The following is a 19,310-nucleotide window of genomic DNA, read 5'->3' as shown; positions in this document are numbered from 1 at the left end:
AGAGGATTACTCGGTTCGGAGCTCCTGTGCAAATGGTGTGAATTGGACACTGTGCTCGCCCTCCCGCTGTGTGACTGACGACCAAGAATTGTCCGGATTGTGCGCGATCATCTATTGGTTTCGGTATATATCAAGCTGTTTGTGACAGCGGGTTGGTTTTGTGGTTGATGCCGGCGTGGGACGGTGGGGCCGGTGCTGTCGGTTTGTTTCGGTACCGGTGAGGATTTCGTGCGTGGCAGGCGTCGAGCGTTGCCTGCCGCCGCCGGCGTGCCTGGTGCACTCTTCCTTCGTGGACGGTATCGGGCGTGTAGTAGTTCAGACCGCTGTGGCGGTGGTTGGCGTTGTAGTCCGCGAAGAAAGCCGCCATGTAGTCCCGGGCGTGCTGGATATCCCGGAACCGGCGGGGAAAGTCCAGGTCGTATTTGACGGTCTTGAACAAGGATTCTGAATATGGGTTGTCGTCGGAGACCCGCGGCCGGGAGAAGGACAGCGCGATGCCTAGGGACTGGGCAAGTTGGAGGGTGCTGCCCGCCCGCATGGGCGAGCCGTTGTCGGCATGCAGCACGTCGGGGCGCTGCCGGTTTTCGGTAACGGCGTCTCTGATCAGTGCGGCGGCTAGAGATGCTGTTTCGGCTTGTTCGACCCGGTGCCCGACGACCTTGCGGGAGAACACGTCCAGCATGGTGTAGAGCCGGTAGGTGTGTTTCCCCGGGCCGTGGAGCATCGTGATGTCCCAGCTCCACAGCTGGTTCGGGGCGGTCGCGTGCACGATGGGTTTGGCTCGTTTGGGGCCGGTTCCCGTGCGCTGTTCGCGGCGGTCGCCGTTCTGCCCGTTCCGGGCCACGATGCGGTGGGCCGCGGCGATGGAGAAGAAGCAGCGCCCCGCGTCGAGCATCCGGTAGTAGGCCTGGGTGACGGAGAGGTTGGCGTATTCCCTGGAGTTCAGCAGCTCCATGAATGCGTCGGCTTCGGCATCGGTGATCCGGTTCGGGTAGGCCCGGTCGGCATGGGGCACCAGGATCCCCGGCGGCGTAGTCGGGCTCATACGCCGGTACCAGGCCGTGCGGTGAACGCCCACCAGGGCACAGGCCTTCACCGCGGACCAGCCGGCCGTGATCAGTTTCCCGGCAAAGGTCAGGGCGATGTCTTTCCAGGTTTTGGCGTCAGCCACTCCGGCCGCTGCGGCTCCGGCTCCTCCACTTTTGGATCCGTCGCCGCCGCGCTCTTGGCCATCGCGTCCAAGAGCGCGGAAGCTTTTCCCAGAATGTCCACGGCAGCCTCGGACCGTGCCAGCTTGGCCTTGAGGATTTCGTTTTCCTTCAGTACCCGTTTGAGCAACTGCTTATCGCCTGCGTTCAATCGCTGGTCCTCCTTTACGTTGTCGGATCTGGACTTGAGTTCCCCGGACTCCCTCTGGCGACACCAATGGTTCATGGTGCCTTCGGTGATGCCCACCGCCCTGATGAATGCGGCTTTGGAGCCCCACTCGAGGCATTTGTCGTACTCATCCAGAATCGCGTGCTTCTGGTCGGTCGTGAAGTGCTGCCGGTTCGAAGCGCGGACCGGCATAACGAAATCCATGATGGACCTTTCCCCGCTCTGAGCACCGGCCGCAGCGACAGCGAACCTGTCACACAACAGCCTGACACACAGGGGTTTTGGCCTGGGCCGGACCAGGTGCAGCTTCTTGCACCGGGTCCGGCCCACGCGCTCTTATCTAGTTGGAGGGGAAGTTGTACGAAGCTCCTGATGCGTTGGCAGGCTCCGGCCAGCGTGAAGTGACGACTTTGCCACGGGTGAAGAACGACACGCCCTCGGGTCCGTAGATGTGCTTATCGCCGAACAGTGATGCCTTCCAGCCGCCAAAAGAGTGGTACGCCACCGGAACGGGCAGGGGCACGTTGATTCCGATCATGCCGACGTCGACGGAGCGCTGGAACTTGCGGGCATCGGCTCCTGACGAGGTGAAAATGGCGGTGCCATTGCCGTAAGGATTGGCGTTGATCAAGGCGATGCCTGCGTCAAGATCCTTGACACGGACGACGGCCAGAACAGGGCCGAAAATTTCCTCGGTGTATGCGGACATCTCCGTGTTAACGTGGTCGATGACGGTGGGGCCGACCCAGAATCCCTCTTCATGGCCCGGGACGATGACATTGCGGCCGTCCACGATCATTGCGGCCCCCGCAGCTTCCGCTGCAGCCACAGTCTTGCAGATGAATTCCCGTGATTCCGGGCTGATGACTGGGCCCATGTCCGCTCCCGGTTCGGTACCATTGCCGACCTTGATGGCAACCGCGCGCTGTTCAACCTTCTTAACCAACAGGTCAGCTGCGTCGCCGACGGCTACGGCGACGGAGATTGCCATGCATCGCTGTCCGGCGGAGCCAAAAGCGGCTGCTGCCAGATGGTCGGCCGCATGGTCCAGGTCAGCGTCTGGCATGACGATCGCATGGTTCTTCGCCCCGCCCAGGGCTTGGACTCGCTTGCCGTGCTTCGCGGCGACCTCGGCGATGTGCTTTGCCACGGGCGTGGAACCGACGAAGGAGATGCCGTCCACGTCTGGGTGGGTCAGAAGTCCGGAGACGACCTCTCGGTCGCCGTGCAGGACTTGGAACACACCGTCGGGAAGGCCGGCCTGCTTCCATAGCTTGGCCAGCAGCATCGCTGCGGAAGGTACCCGGTGGGAGGGTTTGAGGATGAAGGCGTTGCCCGTGGCGATGGCCATGGGTGCCATCCAGAGCGGCACCATCACCGGGAAGTTGAATGGGGTAATGCCGGCGACTACGCCCAGCGGTTCCCGGAACGAGAAGACATCGATCCCCGTGGACACCTGATCTGAATAGTCTCCTTTGAGCAGTTCCGGGATGCCGCACGCGAACTCGATGACGTCGAGGCCCCGCGCAATCTCTCCCTTGGCGTCGAGGAGGACTTTGCCGTGTTCGGCCGTAATCAACTCAGCAAGATCGTCAACGTGGGCAGCGACAAGTTCACGGAACTTGAACAGCACAGCAGTGCGTTTCGCCAGCGATGTGTCACCCCAAGTATTGGCCGCTGTCTTTGCGGCTGCGACTGTCGCTTCAAGGTCGGCCGCGTTCGCCAGCCGGAGTTCCGCCGTGATTTCACCGGTTGCCGGGTTGTAGACGGGCTTCGTGTCCTGGCCTTGGCCGCTGGTCTCAACCCCGCAGATGAAGTGATTGATGATGGTGACGGTCTTTGTGTTTGTCGTCATGGTGACTTCCTTGTCTTTGGTGCCCCGGATTGCGCGGGCGGTACGTCTGTGTTTTGTGTCAGAAGGGGACGCAAGGATGCGCCGCATGCGAGTGTTCAATGCTGGAAGATGACCTTGCCGAAGATGTCGCCCTCGAGCATCTTTTGGAACCCGTCTCTGGCCTTTTCCAGCGGATAGATGCTGTCGATTTCGGGACGAACACCTGTGTTGGCCAGGAACTGGCTGAGCCTGACCAGTTCCTCCCGTGTGCCCATGGTGGATCCAATGATCCGCAGCTGCATGAAGAACACCCTCGTCAGGTCAGCCGAGGGGGCTGCCCCGCTGGTGGCGCCGCAAGTGATAATCGTCCCGCCGGGATTCAAGGACTTGAGGGAGTGGGACCAGGTGGCTTCCCCGACGGTGTCAAAGACGACGTCAACCCGCTCGGGTAGCCGCTCCCCGGTGCTAAAGCATTCCGAGGCACCCAGGACCAGTGCTTTCGCTTTCTTCTCATCGCTGCGGCTGGTTGCCCAAACCCGGAAACCGGCGGCCTTGCCAAGCGAAATCAGGGCCGTGGCGACGCCACCACCGGCGCCTTGGACCAGGATCGTTGATCCGGGCTGCACCTGCGAGACACTGAACAGCATTCGGTACGCCGTAAGCCAGGACGTGGGAAGTGCTGCCGCTTCGGCAAAGCTGAGCTCTGCAGGCTTGGGGACAAGGTTGCGGGCTGGAACCCAGACATAGTCCGCCATCGTGCCGTGGTAGCGCTCAGAGAGCAGAGAGCGCTTCGGGTCCAAGGTTTCGTCGCCGCGCCAATCAGGGGTCGATACCACGCCATGAATAATGACTTCGTTCCCGTCATCGTCAACGCCGGCTCCGTCGCCGCCCAGGACCATCGGCAGCTTATCCGCTGCCAATCCGACACCCTTAAGGGAGAAAATATCGTGGTGATTCAGGGCGGAAGTCTTTAGCTTTACGCGCACGAATCCGGCAGGACCACTGTCGTCAGGCAGCGGAAGTTCTCCAACCACTAATCCCGACAGCGGATCCTCCGCCGAGAGGGAAGTTGCGTAAACGGCACGCATTGAGGCTCCTTTTTGTTGGTGGACTGAATCGATTTGAGTCACGTCCGAAAGTTGTGATTATGCTTGCATCGGTTCCAGGAGGCGATCCAACGACTGGGTTGTGTTCTCCGCCCACGTCGGGTTCCGGTCCTTGTCGACCAAGACCGCACGGACGCCCTCGATAAAGTCCTCGGATCCGGTGATGATCCTCGTCATCCGAAGCTCAGTCTGGAGGCATTCGGCCAAGGATCGCTGGCCGCCCCAGCGAAGCAGTTGAACCGTTATTTCCAGACTTTGAGGGGACAGGGATCGCATCTTTTCCACGACGGATCGAGACCAGGTCGTATCAATCGCTACTAGGCGACTCTCGATGTCGCCCAGAGTCGGCGCTCCGAAACACCAGTCAATTTCGGACCGTTGATCGGCCAAGTGCCCCCCGGCTTCCGGTCGGGTCTTGTTGAGACCTGCCAGTACCGTCGCTACGGGAGTGCCTCGCCGCTCGGCCAGCATGTCCGGAACCGCGTCGATGATGTCAGAAGGGACGTAATGAGTGGCGAGGCCACAGTAGAGGGCGTCCCGGTAGTCCATCTGGTAGCCGGTGAGGCCGAGATACAGACCCAGGGACCCTGGCAACCGCGGAAGGAAGTAGCTGGCGCCAATGTCAGGGAAGAAGCCGATGGCCGTTTCTGGCATGGCCAGTGTGGCTCGTTCCGACACCACCCGGAAACTGCCGTGGATTGCCAGGCCCATCCCCCCGCCCATGCAAAGACCGTTGATCAGCGAGATTACGGGTTTCGGATATGTCGCGATACAGGCGTTCATCGCGTATTCGCGGGCGAAGAAGTCCTCAATCATGGTGAAGTCGCCGTCCACGGATTGCTGGCGAATGTTCTTGATGTCTCCGCCTGCACAGAAGGCCTTTACGCTGTCCGAGCGGATAAGAACGGCATCAAGGTTCTCCGATTCCCAGGCCCTTAGCGTCGTGTGCATGGCAGTTACCATTGCTGTGTTCAGGGCGTTATAGGCTGCTGGACGGTTCAGGACGATGTGGCCCAGGCCTTCCGCCAGCGAAGAGGTGATGAGCTCGTTTGTCGGCATCGCAGGGTTCCGGCCGCGATCAGGCGTAGACCTGGTCGAAGAGGGCAGCCACTTCCGCGACGTCGGGAACGACGGGGTTGTTCCCAGGGGATCCGGAATCAATGGCCTGCTGCGCCATCAAAGGGGTCAGCTTCTTCCATTCCTGCTCACTGATGCCATGGGAGCGCGGTGTGGGCACGGCCAGATCAGTGGCCAGGGTCCTCAATCGATCAACCAACTTATCAGCTGCTAGTCGATCCGGGTCTGAGTCGGATGCACATAGCAATGCCCGAGCGCAATCGGCATACCGGGGGATCGCGGAGCCAACAGAGAACTCCGTGACCGCAGGAAGGAGCATGGCTATCGACATCCCATGCGCCACGTGAAAATGAGCGCCCAATGGACGGGCCATCCCATGAACCAGCGCGACGCTCGAGTTGGAGAATGCCATGCCGGCCTGCGTGGACGCGAACATCATGGCCTCCCGGGCAGATCGGTCCTGGCCGTCGAGATAGGCACGTTCCAGGTTTCCCGCAATCGAGTTGACCGCCTTGAGTGCTAGCAGGTCTGAAAAATTGTTGGCTTTTCGACTTACGTACGCCTCGATGGCGTGCGTCAGTGCGTCGATGCCTGTGTCAGCTGTGAGCCGCGCGGGCATGGATAGGGTTAGTTCAAAGTCGACGATTGCGGCTACAGGTAGAAAAGCAGGCCCAATGCAGAGCATCTTCTCATCTGTTTTGCTGTCGGTGATGATGGTGAACTGAGTGGCTTCAGAACCGGTTCCCGCGGTGGTCGGGACGGCAAATATTGGAAGCGCCGGCCCGGAGTTGATTCTCGGAGCCTTGTAGTCGCTCATTTGGCCGCCTTGGGCCACGAGCAGTGCTATCGCTTTGGCGCTGTCCATGGGGCTGCCTCCGCCGAAGCCAATCACGCAGTCAGCGTTGTGGTCCTGCGCCAGTAAGACTCCTACCCACAGCGAGTCCGTCGTGGGATCCGGCACCGTTTCAGAGAATAGACAAGGCTCCAGTCCGCGGCCAGACAGTGAGGAGATCAGATTCTCAGCTGCTCCGATCTGGACCATGAAAGCGTCCGTCACCAACAGGGGCCGTTGGTAGCCCATGCTCCGTATGACGTCGCCCAATTCGGCGACGGAGCCTCCGCCGACGCGCATGGCGCGGGGAAGAGTAACGGCAGAAATCATCTAAGAACCTCCAGATTGGTTGGGCCCTGGCTGGGTGTTGGGTGCAGCCTTTGAGGGCACCTACGGAGAGCCGCTGCGTGCCGTAAAGGTCACTGCGACTCTTCAGAACGTGATATTCGCTACAGCGAGTCTGTTCTGAACGCATTCCGATTACAATGACCAAGTTGCCACAGTGCAGTGCAAATATGCACACGTGGGATCTATGCTTGATCACCAGCTTTCCGAGCCCGGCCTCAATGAAGAGACCAGGGTCAATGCACGAACTGACTCCAACGAAGGTGGGGCTGACCCATGATTTCCGCCGACGACATGAGCTACTTTCTCCAGGTCGCCCGTCACCAACGCTTGACCCTCGCTGGTCATGCCCTGGGAGTGAATCACACGACTGTCGGCCGACGCATCGTAAAGCTGGAGTCTGATCTCGGTGTACGGCTTTTTAGTCGCCGAAGCAGCGGATGGGCGTTGACGGAGGCCGGCGACCGGCTCCTCGTTCACGCCGAAACGATCGAGGATGCCCTCAACGCAGCAACCAATGTTTCCGAACAGGAGCACGCTTCCCTGAGCGGTTCCGTTCGCATCGTCACACCCGACGGTTTTGGCGCGTTCCTACTGGCGCCGGGGCTCGGTCCCCTCCGCAGCAAGCATCCGGACCTGACGCTGGAAATCATGACCTCAAGCCAGAAGTCATCCTTTACGACCCGCGAATTCGACATTGCCGTAGTCCTGCTGGAACCTTCGCCCCGCTCTGTCTGGAGCCGGCCGCTTCTCGGGTACACGTTGGGTCTATACGCTTCTCGCGACTACCTTGCGCGCTACCCGGAGATCAAAACGATTGAGGACCTGCACGCCCATACACTCATCTTCTACGTCGATGAGACATTGGACATTGACCCCCTGAGGATAATGAGCGAAATCCTTCCAGGCTATACGGCAATGATTCAGATCAATAACATCACAGGACACTGGAAAGCCACCGCCGCCGGCCTGGGCATCGCACCCCTGCCCAGCTACATAGGCGATGTCGATGAGAACCTCGTTCGGGTACTGCCGGGCGAAGTCGAAGTACGCCGAACGTACTGGATTGTCGTACCGCGGGGACTTCTCCGGCTGCCAAGGGTACGGGCGGCAGCAGAGTTGATCCAGGCCATAGCCCTGGAACATTCAACGGATGACTAACCGCCCGGAGACCAGCCCGATAGCGCCCCACAAAGCGCCGCCGCAAGCATTCCGCCGACAGACGTCACGGTAACGACGCGAGACCCACAGCGGCGCGCCGTGACCAGGGAGATGGCCGCACCGGCGCACCGGAATCGTTAAACGCGCCCGCCAAAACAATCCGTCCGTGCTCCCCGCGCATCCACGACCACCGCAAGGCGATTGTCACTGATGTGTGCATCAATGCACAGCAAAGTGCTCATTTGGTTCTTGTCCTGAGCCGCCAAAGGCATGAGACTCAACTCACAAGCTCTCTCACGCTCCACTTGCCGATGTTGTTCGGACTCCCGATCACACGGCCCACGGCCGGAAAAGAACAATGCCGTTCTATCCGGACCACCGTCACTCCCTGAATGCCCGACCACGCTCCCCCGGCGCGCATTCTCACTGAAAGCAGGGGTAATGCCTGAAAAATACAATCCCGCACCCAGCGGTAAGAGCACGAAGATTGCCCGCAGGTCTGCCATCGGCAGCCTGATCGGTACGTCCATTGAATGGTATGACTACTTCCTGTACGGAACCGCGGCCGCCGTTGTCTTTGGCCCGCTGTTCTTCCCCGGCGCCGACCCGCTGGTCGGTCTCATGGCCTCATTCGGGGCTCTCGCAGTCGGCTTCCTGGCCCGCCCGGTTGGAGGCATCGTCGCCGGCCATATGGGCGACCGCATCGGCCGAAAAGCGATGCTCGTTGCCTCGCTGCTCATCATGGGTGCCAGCACAACCCTCATCGGGTTACTCCCCACCTACGCCCAACTCGGTTTCTGGGCCCCGGCACTCCTGCTCCTCCTTCGACTGATCCAAGGCTTCGGGGCAGGTGCTGAATGGGGCGGAGCTGCACTGATGTCCGTGGAACACGCGACCGCGAAGAAGCGTGGATTCTATGGAAGTTTCACCCAGATCGGTGTCCCCATCGGCATGCTCCTGGCAACCGGTTCCTTTGCTGCCGCACGCACGGTCTTCAACAACGAAACATTCCTGGCCTGGGGCTGGAGAGTGCCGTTCCTTGCCAGCGCCCTATTGATTGTCGTGGGGCTGCTTATCCGGTTGAAGCTCGAGGATCCGCCGAAGTTCCAGGAGATGAAGGAGCAAAACACCCTATCGAGCCGGCCCATCGTCGACATGTACCGCAACGAAAAGCGGAACATGTGGCTGGCCACAGGCATGCGAATCTCCCAGAACGCCGTCTATTACCTCTACACCGTTTTCGCGGTGGCCTACATAGGCCGATCCTTGGGATCAGACAGCAACACCTCACTAGTGGCAGTGATGATTGCCTCCGCGCTGGGCATCATTTCCACCCCGATCTGGGGCGCCTTGTCGGACCGCTTCGGACGACGCCGTCTATACATCTTCGGATCCGTGGGAAGCGGACTGTTCGTCATGCCGTTCTTCATGCTGGCAGACACCGGCAACCCGGTGCTCATCATTGCCGCCATGGTGCTGGGAATCAACTTCTTCCACGACGCAATGTACGGACCCCAGGCGGCCTTCTTCTCCGAACTGTTTTCAACAGGGGTCCGATACAGCGGGGCATCCATTAGCTACTCGCTCGGATCTGTGTTCGGCGGCGGGTTCTCCCCGCTCATCGCAACGGCGCTGCTGGCACTGGGCGGCGGGAACCCCTGGCTGATTGTCGTGTACTTCCTCTTCCTTAGTTGCATCACCGTCGTCTGCGCCTATCTGGCCCCGGAAACAAACCTCCGAGACATCGACGATGACACGGATCTCGGAAGAACTGTGCAAGAACCATCCCCCCAGACAGCACACTGACGGGCCCACCCCACCAAGACCTAAGAACGACCACAATCAAACTCAGGAGATACACATGATCAACGGCGTAGACCAAGATGCCCTGTTTGCCACGATCGACGCAGTGAAGAACCAGCCGGAACTTGCACAGGTTTCCTTCAACCTCACTTCCGAGTGGCTCCAGGGTTGCCGCCAACGCGCAACCACCGGCGACGTCATCCAGAACGGAAATGTCGTCGAATCCCGGGAGGCGACTTACGTTCTCGAATCTGATGAGCCAGTGGCCCTGCTCGGCACGGACATGGCTGCAAGCCCGGCGGAGTTCATCCTCCACGCGCTGGCCGGCTGCTACGCGGTGACATACGCCGCGAACGCAACCGTCAACGACATCGAGCTCAGTTCACTCCGCCTTGAAATGACTACGGACATTGATCTGCGGGGTTTCCTCAACTTGAACGCCGACGTCCGTCCAGGTCTGCAGCAGATCCGCATCCAGGTCCACGCGACTTCTCCGAATGCCTCCCAGGAACGACTGGAGGAGCTAACAAGGATTGTGGAGGAACGTTCCCCCATCCGGGATACGCTGATGGGTCCCGTCGAGGTCCAGACGACGCTGGTAAAGCACTGACCATGCTCCCTTTGACTCTTCATCACCTGCTGTGGAGGATGCTGACCGTCCACCCGACGTCAGAGGTCGTCACAGTCACGGGCCCGGCAAACGACCTTCGATCAACCAGATGCACCTACGAACAGCTGGCATGGCGCATGGAAGCTCTGGCTCACGGGCTCAGGGACGAGATCGAACTCGGCCCTGACGACACGGTAACCGTACTTGACTGGAACGACCAGCAGCACCTGGAACTGCTTCTGGCCGTTCCACTGACCGGCGCAAAGGTCAACAGCATTAACCTCCGCCTCGGAGGGGAAACCCTGTCCCACCTAGCCCGCAACCCCCGGCCGAAAGCGGTTGTCGTCAGCAGCGACCTCTTTGACCATCCTGCTGTTGGATCAGCCATACAAGCCCTGGTTGAAGAAATGCGCAGCACCGGTGTCATCACTGTTGCTATCACGCCGCCAGGTGGAAGGCCAACGGCTCCTGACACGATCTCCTACGAGTCGCTGATCCAGGCCAATCTTGGCCGCCGCTGGGAAGAAGTCCTGGAGGATGAGAATGCTCCTGCGTTCATCTTCCACACCAGCGGAACAACGGGTCTGCCCAAGAGCTACGAGGTCACGCACAGGGCCGCTGTTCTACATTGCCTCAGCCAGGCGACAGTAGAAGCAACCGGACTGTCCAGCCGGGACCGTGTCCTCCCCCTCGCGCCCTTCTTCCATGTGAACGGCTGGGGGCTGCCCCTCACGGCTGCACTCACGGGCGCATCCCTGGTGCTGTCCGGCGGGGATCTCAATCCGGCCCGGATAGCCAAGGTCATGCAACAGGAGAACGTCACCGTGGCCGCTGCTGTGCCAACCGTCTGGTTCGATGTTTGCGCGGCCATTGAGCGCGGCGAAGCAACTCGACCCTCTGCTCTGCGGGAAGTTCTTACGGGCGGCAGCCCGCTCCCGGAGTCTGTTTGGAAGAGCATCCGGTCAACCTTGGGCGCTGGCGTCGCAACCGCTTGGGGAATGACAGAAACCATGGCCTGCAGCACCTATGAACGGGAGCGCCCACACGAACGCGCCGGCAAACCAATTCCGCTGGTCGAACTCGATCTTCAGGAAACAGTGGCATCGACGGCCGGTCTGGATACCCCACCGGGTCGGCTGCGGGTCAGGGGGCCCTTCGTCATCGGCAACACAACGGAACCCGGCGCCTGGTTCACGACGGGAGACATAGCGACCATCGACGAAGATGGTTCACTGACACTTCGGGACCGGGAGAACGACCTCATCAAATCCGGGGGCGAGTGGATCGCGCCCGCGGAAATTGAACAGCATCTCTGCACACATCCCGATGTGGTCGCGGCTGCAGTCATTCCGGTAAGCCACCCGAAATGGATCGAACGGCCCAGAGCCTTCGTCGTCCTCCACCGAGAACCCGAATTTGGGGAATTGATTGAAGAAGCCCTCACCGCGCACCTGGCCCATGCCTTCCCACGCTGGTGGCTTCCGGACCAAATCGTCATTGTGGACGAACTTCCCATCACGGCGGTCGGCAAACTCGACAAGCGTTCCCTCCGGAAAATTGCAGAATCCCAGAAAGAAAAGGTGTAAGTAGTGGAAATCAACGAATTCATCACCCGAAAAGACGTCGATGGCATCGCATGGATCACCATGGAGAGGCCGAAGAAGCTGAACGCTCTCTCCACGGCCCTCATGGGAGAGCTGTCCGCCGTTCTTACTGAAGTAGAGAATGATTCTTCCGTAAAGGTTGTCGTTCTCGCCGGAACCGACAAGTCCTTCAGCGTGGGCTACGACATCGCCGAAGAGGTGGAACTGGGGGTTTCGACAGCCGAACAGTGGCACGCCGGCCTGACAAACAACGTAGGCCTCACCATGCAGATATGGGCCCTTTCCAAGCCTGTGATCGGTGCAGTCTCCGGCTGGGCTTTGGCGGGTGGCTGTGAACTGGCCATGGCCTGCGACATGCTGATCGCCACCGAGGACGCCCAGTTCGGCGAGCCCGAAATCCGATTCGGATCCGGCCCCGTTACCCTGCTCATGCCCTTTGTGCTTGGCCAGAAGAAGACAAACGAACTCCTCTATACCGGCGATGTCATCGACGCCGAAACAGCGCTGGCCCTTGGCCTGGTCAACAAGGTCGTGCCGGCGGATCAGCTAACCCAGGTCGTGGAACAGCTGGCACGCAAGGTGGCGCTTACTCCACTGCCGGTGCTGCGCTTTACAAAGTTGGCTCTGAACCGTGCCTACGAAGCAATGGGGCTCAGGGAAGCAGTCAAGTCGAACCTCGACATCGCCGCGGTTCTGAATTCTGTGCACAGCATCGAGCGCCAGGAGTTCACCGAGCTGGTGTCATCCAAGGGACTGGGGGCTGCTCTGGCTTGGCGCGACGAACGCTACGGGTCCCTCGAAGGCTAATGACGTCCGTTCAGACACCACGGGAGAAACCAATGAACTACGAGACCATAATCACCCGGATCGATGACAACAATGTCGGTTACATTACGCTCAATCGGCCTGAGGCACTCAACGCGCTTAACCGCACGGTGATGAACGAGGTCTGCGACGCAGCCCGAGTGATGGATGACGACGACAACGTGTCAATCATTCTCATCCTCGGCTCGGAGAAGGCATTCGCTGCCGGCGCTGACATCAAAGAGATGGCAACTCTGTCATTCGCGGACGCGTACACCATCAACCTCTTTTCCGGATGGGACGCCCTCGCGAACATCCGCAAGCCCCTGGTTGCAGCTGTATCCGGCTACGCCCTGGGCGGTGGCTGCGAACTGGCAATGATGTGTGACCTGATCCTTGCCAGTGAGACGGCGAAATTCGGCCAACCGGAGATTAACCTCGGAATCATGCCCGGCATGGGTGGAACGCAGCGCATGACCCGAGCCGTCGGCAAAGCCAAGGCCATGGACCTGATGCTCACAGGACGCATGATCTCCGCGACTGAAGCCGAGTCATACGGCCTTGTTGCACGCGTGTTTTCTGCAGACACATTCGAGAGCGAAGTCGAGAAGTTCGCACTGGAAGTGGCAGGAAAGTCGCAGATCGCCACTCGTATGGTCAAAGAATCCATAAACGTCGCATTCCAGAGCCCGCTCTCGGAAGGGCTGAGGTTCGAACTCCGCTCCTCGCAGTCCGTGTTCTCCACCGACGATCAAAAAGAAGGCATGGCAGCCTTCATCGAGAAGCGGAAGCCGAAGTTTTCGAACCGCTAGATCAAGCAGCAGAGACCTGGGACTCTCCGGGATGAAAGCGGTCGGCGGGCGGAACTATCCGGATACCCGCCCGCCGCCGCCCATCCAGTCCCCCGCCAGAGTGGATTCGATACAAAAACACTGCTCATTTGCGTTGCCCAGTCGACACAGACCAAAGCTTCCTAACCAGCCCCTACGAAGGAATTCTTGCATGACGAGACTATTGATTATCGGTCCTCCTGGATCCGGGAAAGGGACCCAGGCACAGCGGCTATCAGCGCACCTTGAGATTGTGCCCGTCTCGACCGGCGACATCTTCCGGATGAACGTTTTGGAGCAGACCGTATTGGGGACCGAAGCCCAGAGGCACATGGACAACGGGGATCTCGTACCCGACCACCTGACAAACGACATGGTCCGGCAACGCCTGGCAATGCCCGATGTAGAGGATGGGTTCCTGCTTGATGGCTACCCCCGGACGCTTGCGCAGGTCGAAGCGTTGGACGGCATGCTTGCCTCCAGTGGCCTGCGTCTTGACGCAGTCCTTGAGTTGAGTGTTAGTGACGAACAGGTAGTTCAGCGACTCCTCGCCCGCGCCGATGACCGCAGCGATGATAACGAAGAGGTGATTCGCCATCGGCTGGATCTTTACCACGAGCAAACAAACGCCGTCGTCTCGGAGTACGCAGAACGCGGCCTGCTGACGACCGTCGACGGACTCGGCCCCGTCAACGACATCACCGACCGAACGATGACCGCATTAGCCATGACAAGCATCGCCTCGACACGTTGAACCTGCCCGTGAGCGCCGCTCCCGGCTCCCACGGGTAATTAGGGCCCCATTGAAAGGAACCTGTGACGGCCCCACACAACGTCCGCGTCTACAAGAGCGACGAGAACCTGGCCCGCGAAGACCCACGCGGATTCAAGATCGCGAAGGTTGCCGCAGTTCCAGTACGCATGGCCGAAGAGGTCACGGACATGTTGATCCCGGCAGGGCCGCACACGCCATGGAACAGCAAGCGGCAACTCCCTTGTCCCCCAGTAAACGCCAACAACGGCCCTGACGGGCGGCATTTGACGCGGCCTAGAGCCGCCGCTGGTCTGCGGCGAGGCACTGGATGATCACCCGGATCACCATCTATCGCAACAATACTCAGTGCCTCGTCGCTCCCCCTCGCATGTAGCGCTATTTCGTCAACGAATCGATGAAGGGCGCACACAGCCGCATCCATCGGAATAGCAGGAGTCAATGGAATTCCACGAGCAACCAGACTGGCAACGCACGGTAGGTCAGTTTGTCGAGATTCGCCTCCATGGCGAGACCCTCCGCACCGGGACGGTCGAGGCCGTGATGCCTGACAATTCAATTCTGTGGATAGCGGCCGAAGGTCCTGCCACTCGTGAAATGGTCGAACGGGCAGCCGGTAACCGTGTATTTGCCGATACTCGTGGAATGTCGGGTCAAATATTGGTGGGGTGACCGCCAAAGGCCGACCGGAATAGCTGCTGTTGCTGTTACTGGGTTGCGTTTTAGGAGCAGTTCGGCACGCTGCAGGCCGTGGAGGACTGGGCATACGACCAGTTCCAAGCCGTGCCTGACGACTGGCGATTCTGAGAGCGGTCAGTTTGTCGTCCACACATCTGCGGCTTGTCCTGATGTGCCGATAAAGGGGGCAGGGCCAGCCTTTCCATTCCTTTTTCTTGAAAGGGAAGGATGGGCTCGCCGCACGGGTGCTTGCAGCACCCGTCCGAGCAAAAGACGTCGGACATCACCCAGATCCGGCGCCCCGCCCCACTCGGCGATCTGTTCGAGCTGATCCTCCTCGTAGACAAGGCCGGTCGGATGCGGGAAGCGGAAGCGGATTTTCGGGTCCATGAGCATAACGTGTGGGGCGGCGGCGGGAGCGGCTTCACACGGTCAACTAGAACGGAACATGGCCAAGACGGAACATGGCCAAGTAGATCGGAATCACGTCAAGTAGAACGGAACAAGGTCAACTGACGGGCGGCGGCGGTCAATGACGAGATGGCACCAGGACGACGGCGCGCGGCGGACGACGTGTGAGATTCCGAGCTATCTGAACCATTCCGCATAGTTGACCCCGCTGTGGCCGGGAAATCTTCAATCACTTGAAGAACCCATTCTTCCAATCTAGTTGACCCTTTTCGAAGAGGCCGCTAACACTATTGGCCCCCTCTCGCCTGCACGCTATCTCCCGACACCCTTAGATGAGCCCCTGCGAGTCGGCTGTTCTCATTAGGGCGTTTGCCAAATCCACATCGATAACCAGGGAGGAGAATATCGACGACGATGCCGCAGCGCTGACAGCCTCTGCTCGATCAGCTCCGGTTGCAAAGCCAATGACCTGGCGCGCCGTTTGCAGCTGTTGGAGGCTGACGCCGATTACCCGCCCGTCCAGGGGAGTGCTTACGGATTCCCCTGATTTGCCGATAAATAGCCCAGAGAACTCGGCTACAGCACCCGCTTCCTTGACCGCGGTCCGCATCGCCGGGCTTGCCTTCTCCCACACCGACGATTCCTTCGCGCGCCACGCGCCGATTGCCACCACGGCGATGTCCAGGGAATCTGCCCTTGCCAGTGCGTCTGCCACTACTGGCTGCCGGCGGATGTCCTGTGCTGTCTCGATCCGGTCGACGACGAGCGGGGCGTACAAGGGGTACGTGGTGATACCGCTGCGACGATCGAGTTGAGCCAGGAGCCGGCGAAAGGTCCCGCCACCCGTGGTCTCAAATGCACCGGTCAGCTGTACGACAGTGCATGACGGAAGTGCGGCGAGCAGGTGGGCCGCCCTGTCCAGGGTCCTCGACCAGGACAGACCAACTGTCATACCTGGCCGGATGTCTTCCGCCAGCTGGTTCAGCACCGCTCCTCCGACGCGCTCCACATGCAACTCGGGGGCGTCTTCCTCGCCCGCGATGCGCACTGTTTGCACGCCTAGGATCTTTGCGAGCTGTCGTTCTCGGGGAGCGGCCGGGGTGCGCGGATCGTGGACCTGGATTGTGACGATGCCGGAAGCCAGTGCGTTGTCCAGTAGCCGGGCTATGTGGAAGCGGCTCAGGCCGAATCGGTCGGCAATCTGAACCTTGGATTGTGATTCCAGGTAGTACGCACGAGCCACGTCGGCCATCAACACCCGCTGCTGTAGTGGTTCGTTCGCCGTTGGACTGTCCGACATGATCACTCCTTCTAAGTCGCTCATATGAGCATAGTTGCTCAGATATAAAAACGCACCTAATCTCTCATGTGAGGCATATCTCACAAATGAGCGGACCATGAAAAACACGCTAGTGCTCGGGCGGGCGTGCTCGTCAAGGTCACAACGAATCGCTCATTCTGTTACTGCTCCGGTAGCCACCGGAATCAAGGAGGATCCCATGGCCATTTTTGGTCGGTCGGCGCGTATCGCGTCTGCATTGTCGATAGGAATTGTCAGCGCTCTCGCTTTATCTGCCTGCTCCGGTGCCGGTGGCGGCACGGCAGCCGGCGACCAGAACAGCATCAACGTCCTGATGGTGAACAACCCGCAGATGGAGGACCTGCAGAGGCTGACGGCGGAGAACTTCACCAAGGACACCGGCATCAAGGTCAACTACACCGTGCTGCCCGAGAACGACGTCCGGGCCAAGATCAGCCAGGAGTTCTCCAGCCAGGCCGGCCAGTACGACGTGGCGTCCCTGTCTAATTACGAAATCCCGTTCTACTCCGCGAACGGCTGGCTCGCCCCGCTCGACGACACCGTGGCCAAGAACCCGGAGTTCAACCAGGACGACATCCTGCCGGCCTACACCGCATCCCTGACGGGCAAGGACGGGAAACTCTACGGCGAGCCGTTCTACGGGGAGTCCTCCTTCATGATGTACCGCAAGGACATCTTCGACGCCAAGGGCCTGACTATGCCGGAGAAGCCCACCTGGGACCAGGTGGCCGATCTTGCCGCCAAGGCCGACGGTGCAGCCGCGGGCATGAAGGGCATCTGTCTGCGCGGCCAGCCGGGGTGGGGCCAGGTCTTTGCCCCGCTGACCACGGTGGTCAATACCTTCGGAGGCACCTGGTTCGACAAGGACTGGAACGCGAAGGTCAACGCCCCCGAGTTCACCGCGGCCACAGAGTTCTACACGAAGCTCGTGCGCGAACACGGCGAGGCTGGCGCTGCGCAGGCAGGGTTCACCGAGTGCCTGAACAACGTGACACAGAGCAAGGCCGCCATGTGGTACGACGCCACCTCGGCAGCCGGGTCGCTGGAAGCATCCAGTTCCCCGGTGAAGGGGAAGATCGGCTACGCCCAGGCGCCGGTGAAGGAGACCAAGTCCTCGGGCTGGCTGTGGACCTGGTCTTGGGGCGTGCAGGCCGCGTCCAAGAAGCAGGACGCTGCCGGGAAGTTCATTGCCTGGGCCAGCTCGAAGAAATACGAAGAACTGGTCGCGTCCAAACTCGGCTGGGCAAAGGTCCCGTCCGGCAAGCGAACCTCCACCTATCAGAATGCCGAGTTCCAGAAGGCTGCGCCGTTCTTCGAGGCCGAAAAAACGGCCATTGAAAACACCGACCCGAACAACCCCGGTCTGCAGCCGCGCCCTGCCATCGGCGTTCAGTTTGTCGGGATCCCCGAGTTCGCCGACCTGGGCACCACGGTCTCCCAGGGTGTCAGCTCTGCCATCGCCGGCCAGGGCACCGTGGCCGACGCGCTGGCCAAGGGCCAGGAAGCCGCGCAAAAAATCGGCGACAAGTACAAGAAGTAACMACCCACCACCCGGTGCTGTGGCCCGCTTACGGGCGGGCCACCGAACCGCAGGAGACTACTATGACTACCGCAACAGCGCGCATCTCCCGCMCCGGGCGCAGCGCAACCAAACCTTCCAAGAACGCCAGATCCCGTGAACGTGCTCTGGCCTGGGCCCGGCGTGCGCCGCTGCTGCCGGCCCTGATCTTCCTCANCCGGGCGCAGCGCAACCAAACCTTCCAAGAACGCCAGATCCCGTGAACGTGCTCTGGCCTGGGCCCGGCGTGCGCCGCTGCTGCCGGCCCTGATCTTCCTCATCATCGTCACCCAGCTTCCGTTCGTGGTGACCCTGATCATTTCGTTCCTGAACTGGAACAGCCTCCGYCCCGACCAGACCGGCTTCGCCGGCCTGGAGAACTACATCCAGGTCCTCACCAACGCCGATCTGCGCCAGGCGATCTTCACCACCATCGTCCTCACCGTCTCCGTGGTCCTGGCTAGCCTGGTCATCGGCCTCGGACTGGCCCTGCTGCTGGACAAGAAGTTCATCGGCCGGGGACTGGCCCGGACCCTGCTGATAGCACCTTTCCTCGTGGTCCCCGTGGCCGCGGCACTGATCTGGAAGCACGCCCTGCTCAACCCCACCTACGGCCTGATCAACGGCACGCTGACCTGGATCTGGTCCCTGTTCGGCAGCGACACGCCGCCCCAGCCGGATCTCCTGTCCCAGGCGCCCCTGATGGCCGTAATCGTTTCCCTGGTGTGGCAGTGGACCCCGTTCATGATGCTCATCCTGCTCGCCGGGCTGCAGTCCCGGCCCATGGACACCGTCGAAGCCGCCCAGATGGACGGTGCCAGCCCCTGGGACATCTTCAGGCACCTGACGCTGCCGCACCTGCGCCAGTATTTGGAACTCGGCGGCCTGCTCGGAGCCATCTACATCGTGCAGAACTTCGACGCCGTCTTCACCCTCACCTCGGGAGGCCTCGGCACCGCCAACCTGCCCTACGCCATCTACCAAACGTTCTACTTCGCCAACGAATACGGCCTGGCGTCCGCCGCCGGCGTCGTGGTGGTCATCGGCACCATCATCGTGGCGACCTTCGCGCTCCGCACCGTCTTCTCGCTCTTCAAGAAGGAGGCAGCACGATGAGCACGCTCACTCCTGCCGCACCCAAGAACTCCGTCCCCGGCCCGACGGCCCCCAGCACCGGTTCTCGCCGC

At 60.6% G+C, this 19,310-nt stretch carries 18 protein-coding genes; 10 read left to right on the top strand and 8 right to left on the bottom strand.

The window, feature by feature from the left end:
• Nucleotides 1-130: 130 nt before the first annotated feature.
• The 6 genes from ASG92_RS24740 to ASG92_RS24715 form a co-directional block, all read right to left on the bottom strand.
• On the bottom strand, nucleotides 131-1,171 hold the full coding sequence (locus tag ASG92_RS24740) for an IS3 family transposase (protein ID WP_056634937.1): 1,041 nt from the start codon (nucleotides 1,169-1,171) through the stop codon (nucleotides 131-133).
• Complete coding sequence (locus tag ASG92_RS24735; protein WP_082579739.1) at nucleotides 1,135-1,581, bottom strand: hypothetical protein; 447 nt, start codon at nucleotides 1,579-1,581, stop codon at nucleotides 1,135-1,137. Before ASG92_RS24735 ends, ASG92_RS24740 begins: the two co-directional genes overlap by 37 nt.
• A 136-nt stretch (nucleotides 1,582-1,717) precedes the next feature.
• On the bottom strand, nucleotides 1,718-3,232 hold the full coding sequence (locus ASG92_RS24730) for a CoA-acylating methylmalonate-semialdehyde dehydrogenase (RefSeq protein ID WP_056634931.1): 1,515 nt from the start codon (nucleotides 3,230-3,232) through the stop codon (nucleotides 1,718-1,720).
• Between the two features lie 95 nt (nucleotides 3,233-3,327).
• Nucleotides 3,328-4,299 (bottom strand): zinc-binding dehydrogenase, encoded by a 972-nt coding sequence (locus ASG92_RS24725; RefSeq protein WP_056634927.1) that lies wholly within the window; start codon nucleotides 4,297-4,299, stop codon nucleotides 3,328-3,330.
• A 57-nt stretch (nucleotides 4,300-4,356) separates the two neighbouring features.
• Nucleotides 4,357-5,376 carry an enoyl-CoA hydratase/isomerase family protein gene (locus tag ASG92_RS24720; RefSeq protein WP_056634924.1) on the bottom strand — a complete coding sequence of 340 codons (1,020 nt, stop codon included), beginning with the start codon at nucleotides 5,374-5,376 and terminating at the stop codon, nucleotides 4,357-4,359.
• A gap of 19 nt (nucleotides 5,377-5,395) precedes the next feature.
• Nucleotides 5,396-6,526, bottom strand: coding sequence for an iron-containing alcohol dehydrogenase (locus ASG92_RS24715; RefSeq protein ID WP_277310739.1), 1,131 nt, complete (start codon nucleotides 6,524-6,526; stop codon nucleotides 5,396-5,398).
• A 321-nt stretch (nucleotides 6,527-6,847) separates the two neighbouring features.
• On the opposite strand from ASG92_RS24715, the gene ASG92_RS24710 reads away from it, so the two are divergent.
• The 8 genes from ASG92_RS24710 to ASG92_RS24675 all read left to right on the top strand — a co-directional run bounded on the left by ASG92_RS24710 (nucleotide 6,848) and on the right by ASG92_RS24675 (nucleotide 14,827).
• Nucleotides 6,848-7,732 (top strand): LysR family transcriptional regulator, encoded by an 885-nt coding sequence (locus ASG92_RS24710; RefSeq protein ID WP_056634918.1) that lies wholly within the window; start codon nucleotides 6,848-6,850, stop codon nucleotides 7,730-7,732.
• A 441-nt stretch (nucleotides 7,733-8,173) separates the two neighbouring features.
• Nucleotides 8,174-9,538, top strand: a complete 1,365-nt coding sequence (locus ASG92_RS24705; protein WP_056634916.1) for an MFS transporter — start codon at nucleotides 8,174-8,176, stop codon at nucleotides 9,536-9,538.
• 55 nt (nucleotides 9,539-9,593) lie between these two features.
• Nucleotides 9,594-10,145 (top strand): OsmC family protein, encoded by a 552-nt coding sequence (locus ASG92_RS24700; RefSeq protein WP_056634914.1) that lies wholly within the window; start codon nucleotides 9,594-9,596, stop codon nucleotides 10,143-10,145.
• 2 nt (nucleotides 10,146-10,147) lie between these two features.
• Complete coding sequence (locus tag ASG92_RS24695) at nucleotides 10,148-11,731, top strand: AMP-binding protein (protein WP_056634911.1); 1,584 nt, start codon at nucleotides 10,148-10,150, stop codon at nucleotides 11,729-11,731.
• Nucleotides 11,732-11,734: 3 nt separating this feature from the next.
• A complete protein-coding gene (locus ASG92_RS24690) occupies nucleotides 11,735-12,556 on the top strand; it encodes an enoyl-CoA hydratase/isomerase family protein (RefSeq protein WP_200952085.1) in 822 nt (273 codons plus the stop codon).
• Between the two features lie 32 nt (nucleotides 12,557-12,588).
• Complete coding sequence (locus ASG92_RS24685) at nucleotides 12,589-13,365, top strand: enoyl-CoA hydratase-related protein (RefSeq protein ID WP_056634909.1); 777 nt, start codon at nucleotides 12,589-12,591, stop codon at nucleotides 13,363-13,365.
• A 190-nt stretch (nucleotides 13,366-13,555) separates the two neighbouring features.
• Complete coding sequence (locus ASG92_RS24680) at nucleotides 13,556-14,137, top strand: adenylate kinase (RefSeq protein WP_056634907.1); 582 nt, start codon at nucleotides 13,556-13,558, stop codon at nucleotides 14,135-14,137.
• A gap of 459 nt (nucleotides 14,138-14,596) precedes the next feature.
• On the top strand, nucleotides 14,597-14,827 hold the full coding sequence (locus ASG92_RS24675) for a hypothetical protein (protein ID WP_056634905.1): 231 nt from the start codon (nucleotides 14,597-14,599) through the stop codon (nucleotides 14,825-14,827).
• A gap of 141 nt (nucleotides 14,828-14,968) precedes the next feature.
• On the opposite strand, the gene ASG92_RS28770 is transcribed toward ASG92_RS24675, so the two are convergent.
• Together ASG92_RS28770 and ASG92_RS24670 are read right to left on the bottom strand one after the other, a co-directional pair.
• Nucleotides 14,969-15,223 (bottom strand): hypothetical protein, encoded by a 255-nt coding sequence (locus ASG92_RS28770; RefSeq protein ID WP_157372478.1) that lies wholly within the window; start codon nucleotides 15,221-15,223, stop codon nucleotides 14,969-14,971.
• Nucleotides 15,224-15,572: 349 nt separating this feature from the next.
• Nucleotides 15,573-16,544, bottom strand: coding sequence for a sugar-binding domain-containing protein (locus tag ASG92_RS24670; protein WP_056634902.1), 972 nt, complete (start codon nucleotides 16,542-16,544; stop codon nucleotides 15,573-15,575).
• Between the two features lie 199 nt (nucleotides 16,545-16,743).
• Between ASG92_RS24670 and ASG92_RS24665 the strand changes: the two genes are divergently transcribed.
• On the top strand, nucleotides 16,744-18,105 hold the full coding sequence (locus ASG92_RS24665) for a sugar ABC transporter substrate-binding protein (RefSeq protein WP_056634899.1): 1,362 nt from the start codon (nucleotides 16,744-16,746) through the stop codon (nucleotides 18,103-18,105).
• Between the two features lie 196 nt (nucleotides 18,106-18,301).
• Nucleotides 18,302-19,239: sugar ABC transporter permease (locus ASG92_RS24655; protein ID WP_157372482.1), on the top strand; the 938-nt coding region annotated here is incomplete at its 5' end.
• Between the last annotated feature and the right edge of the window lie 71 nt (nucleotides 19,240-19,310).

This window comes from Arthrobacter sp. Soil736, assembly GCF_001428005.1.
Lineage (GTDB): Bacteria > Actinomycetota > Actinomycetes > Actinomycetales > Micrococcaceae > Arthrobacter.
The sequence above is the reverse complement of the archived record's forward strand: the minus strand, read 5'-3'. Positions and strand labels throughout refer to the sequence as shown.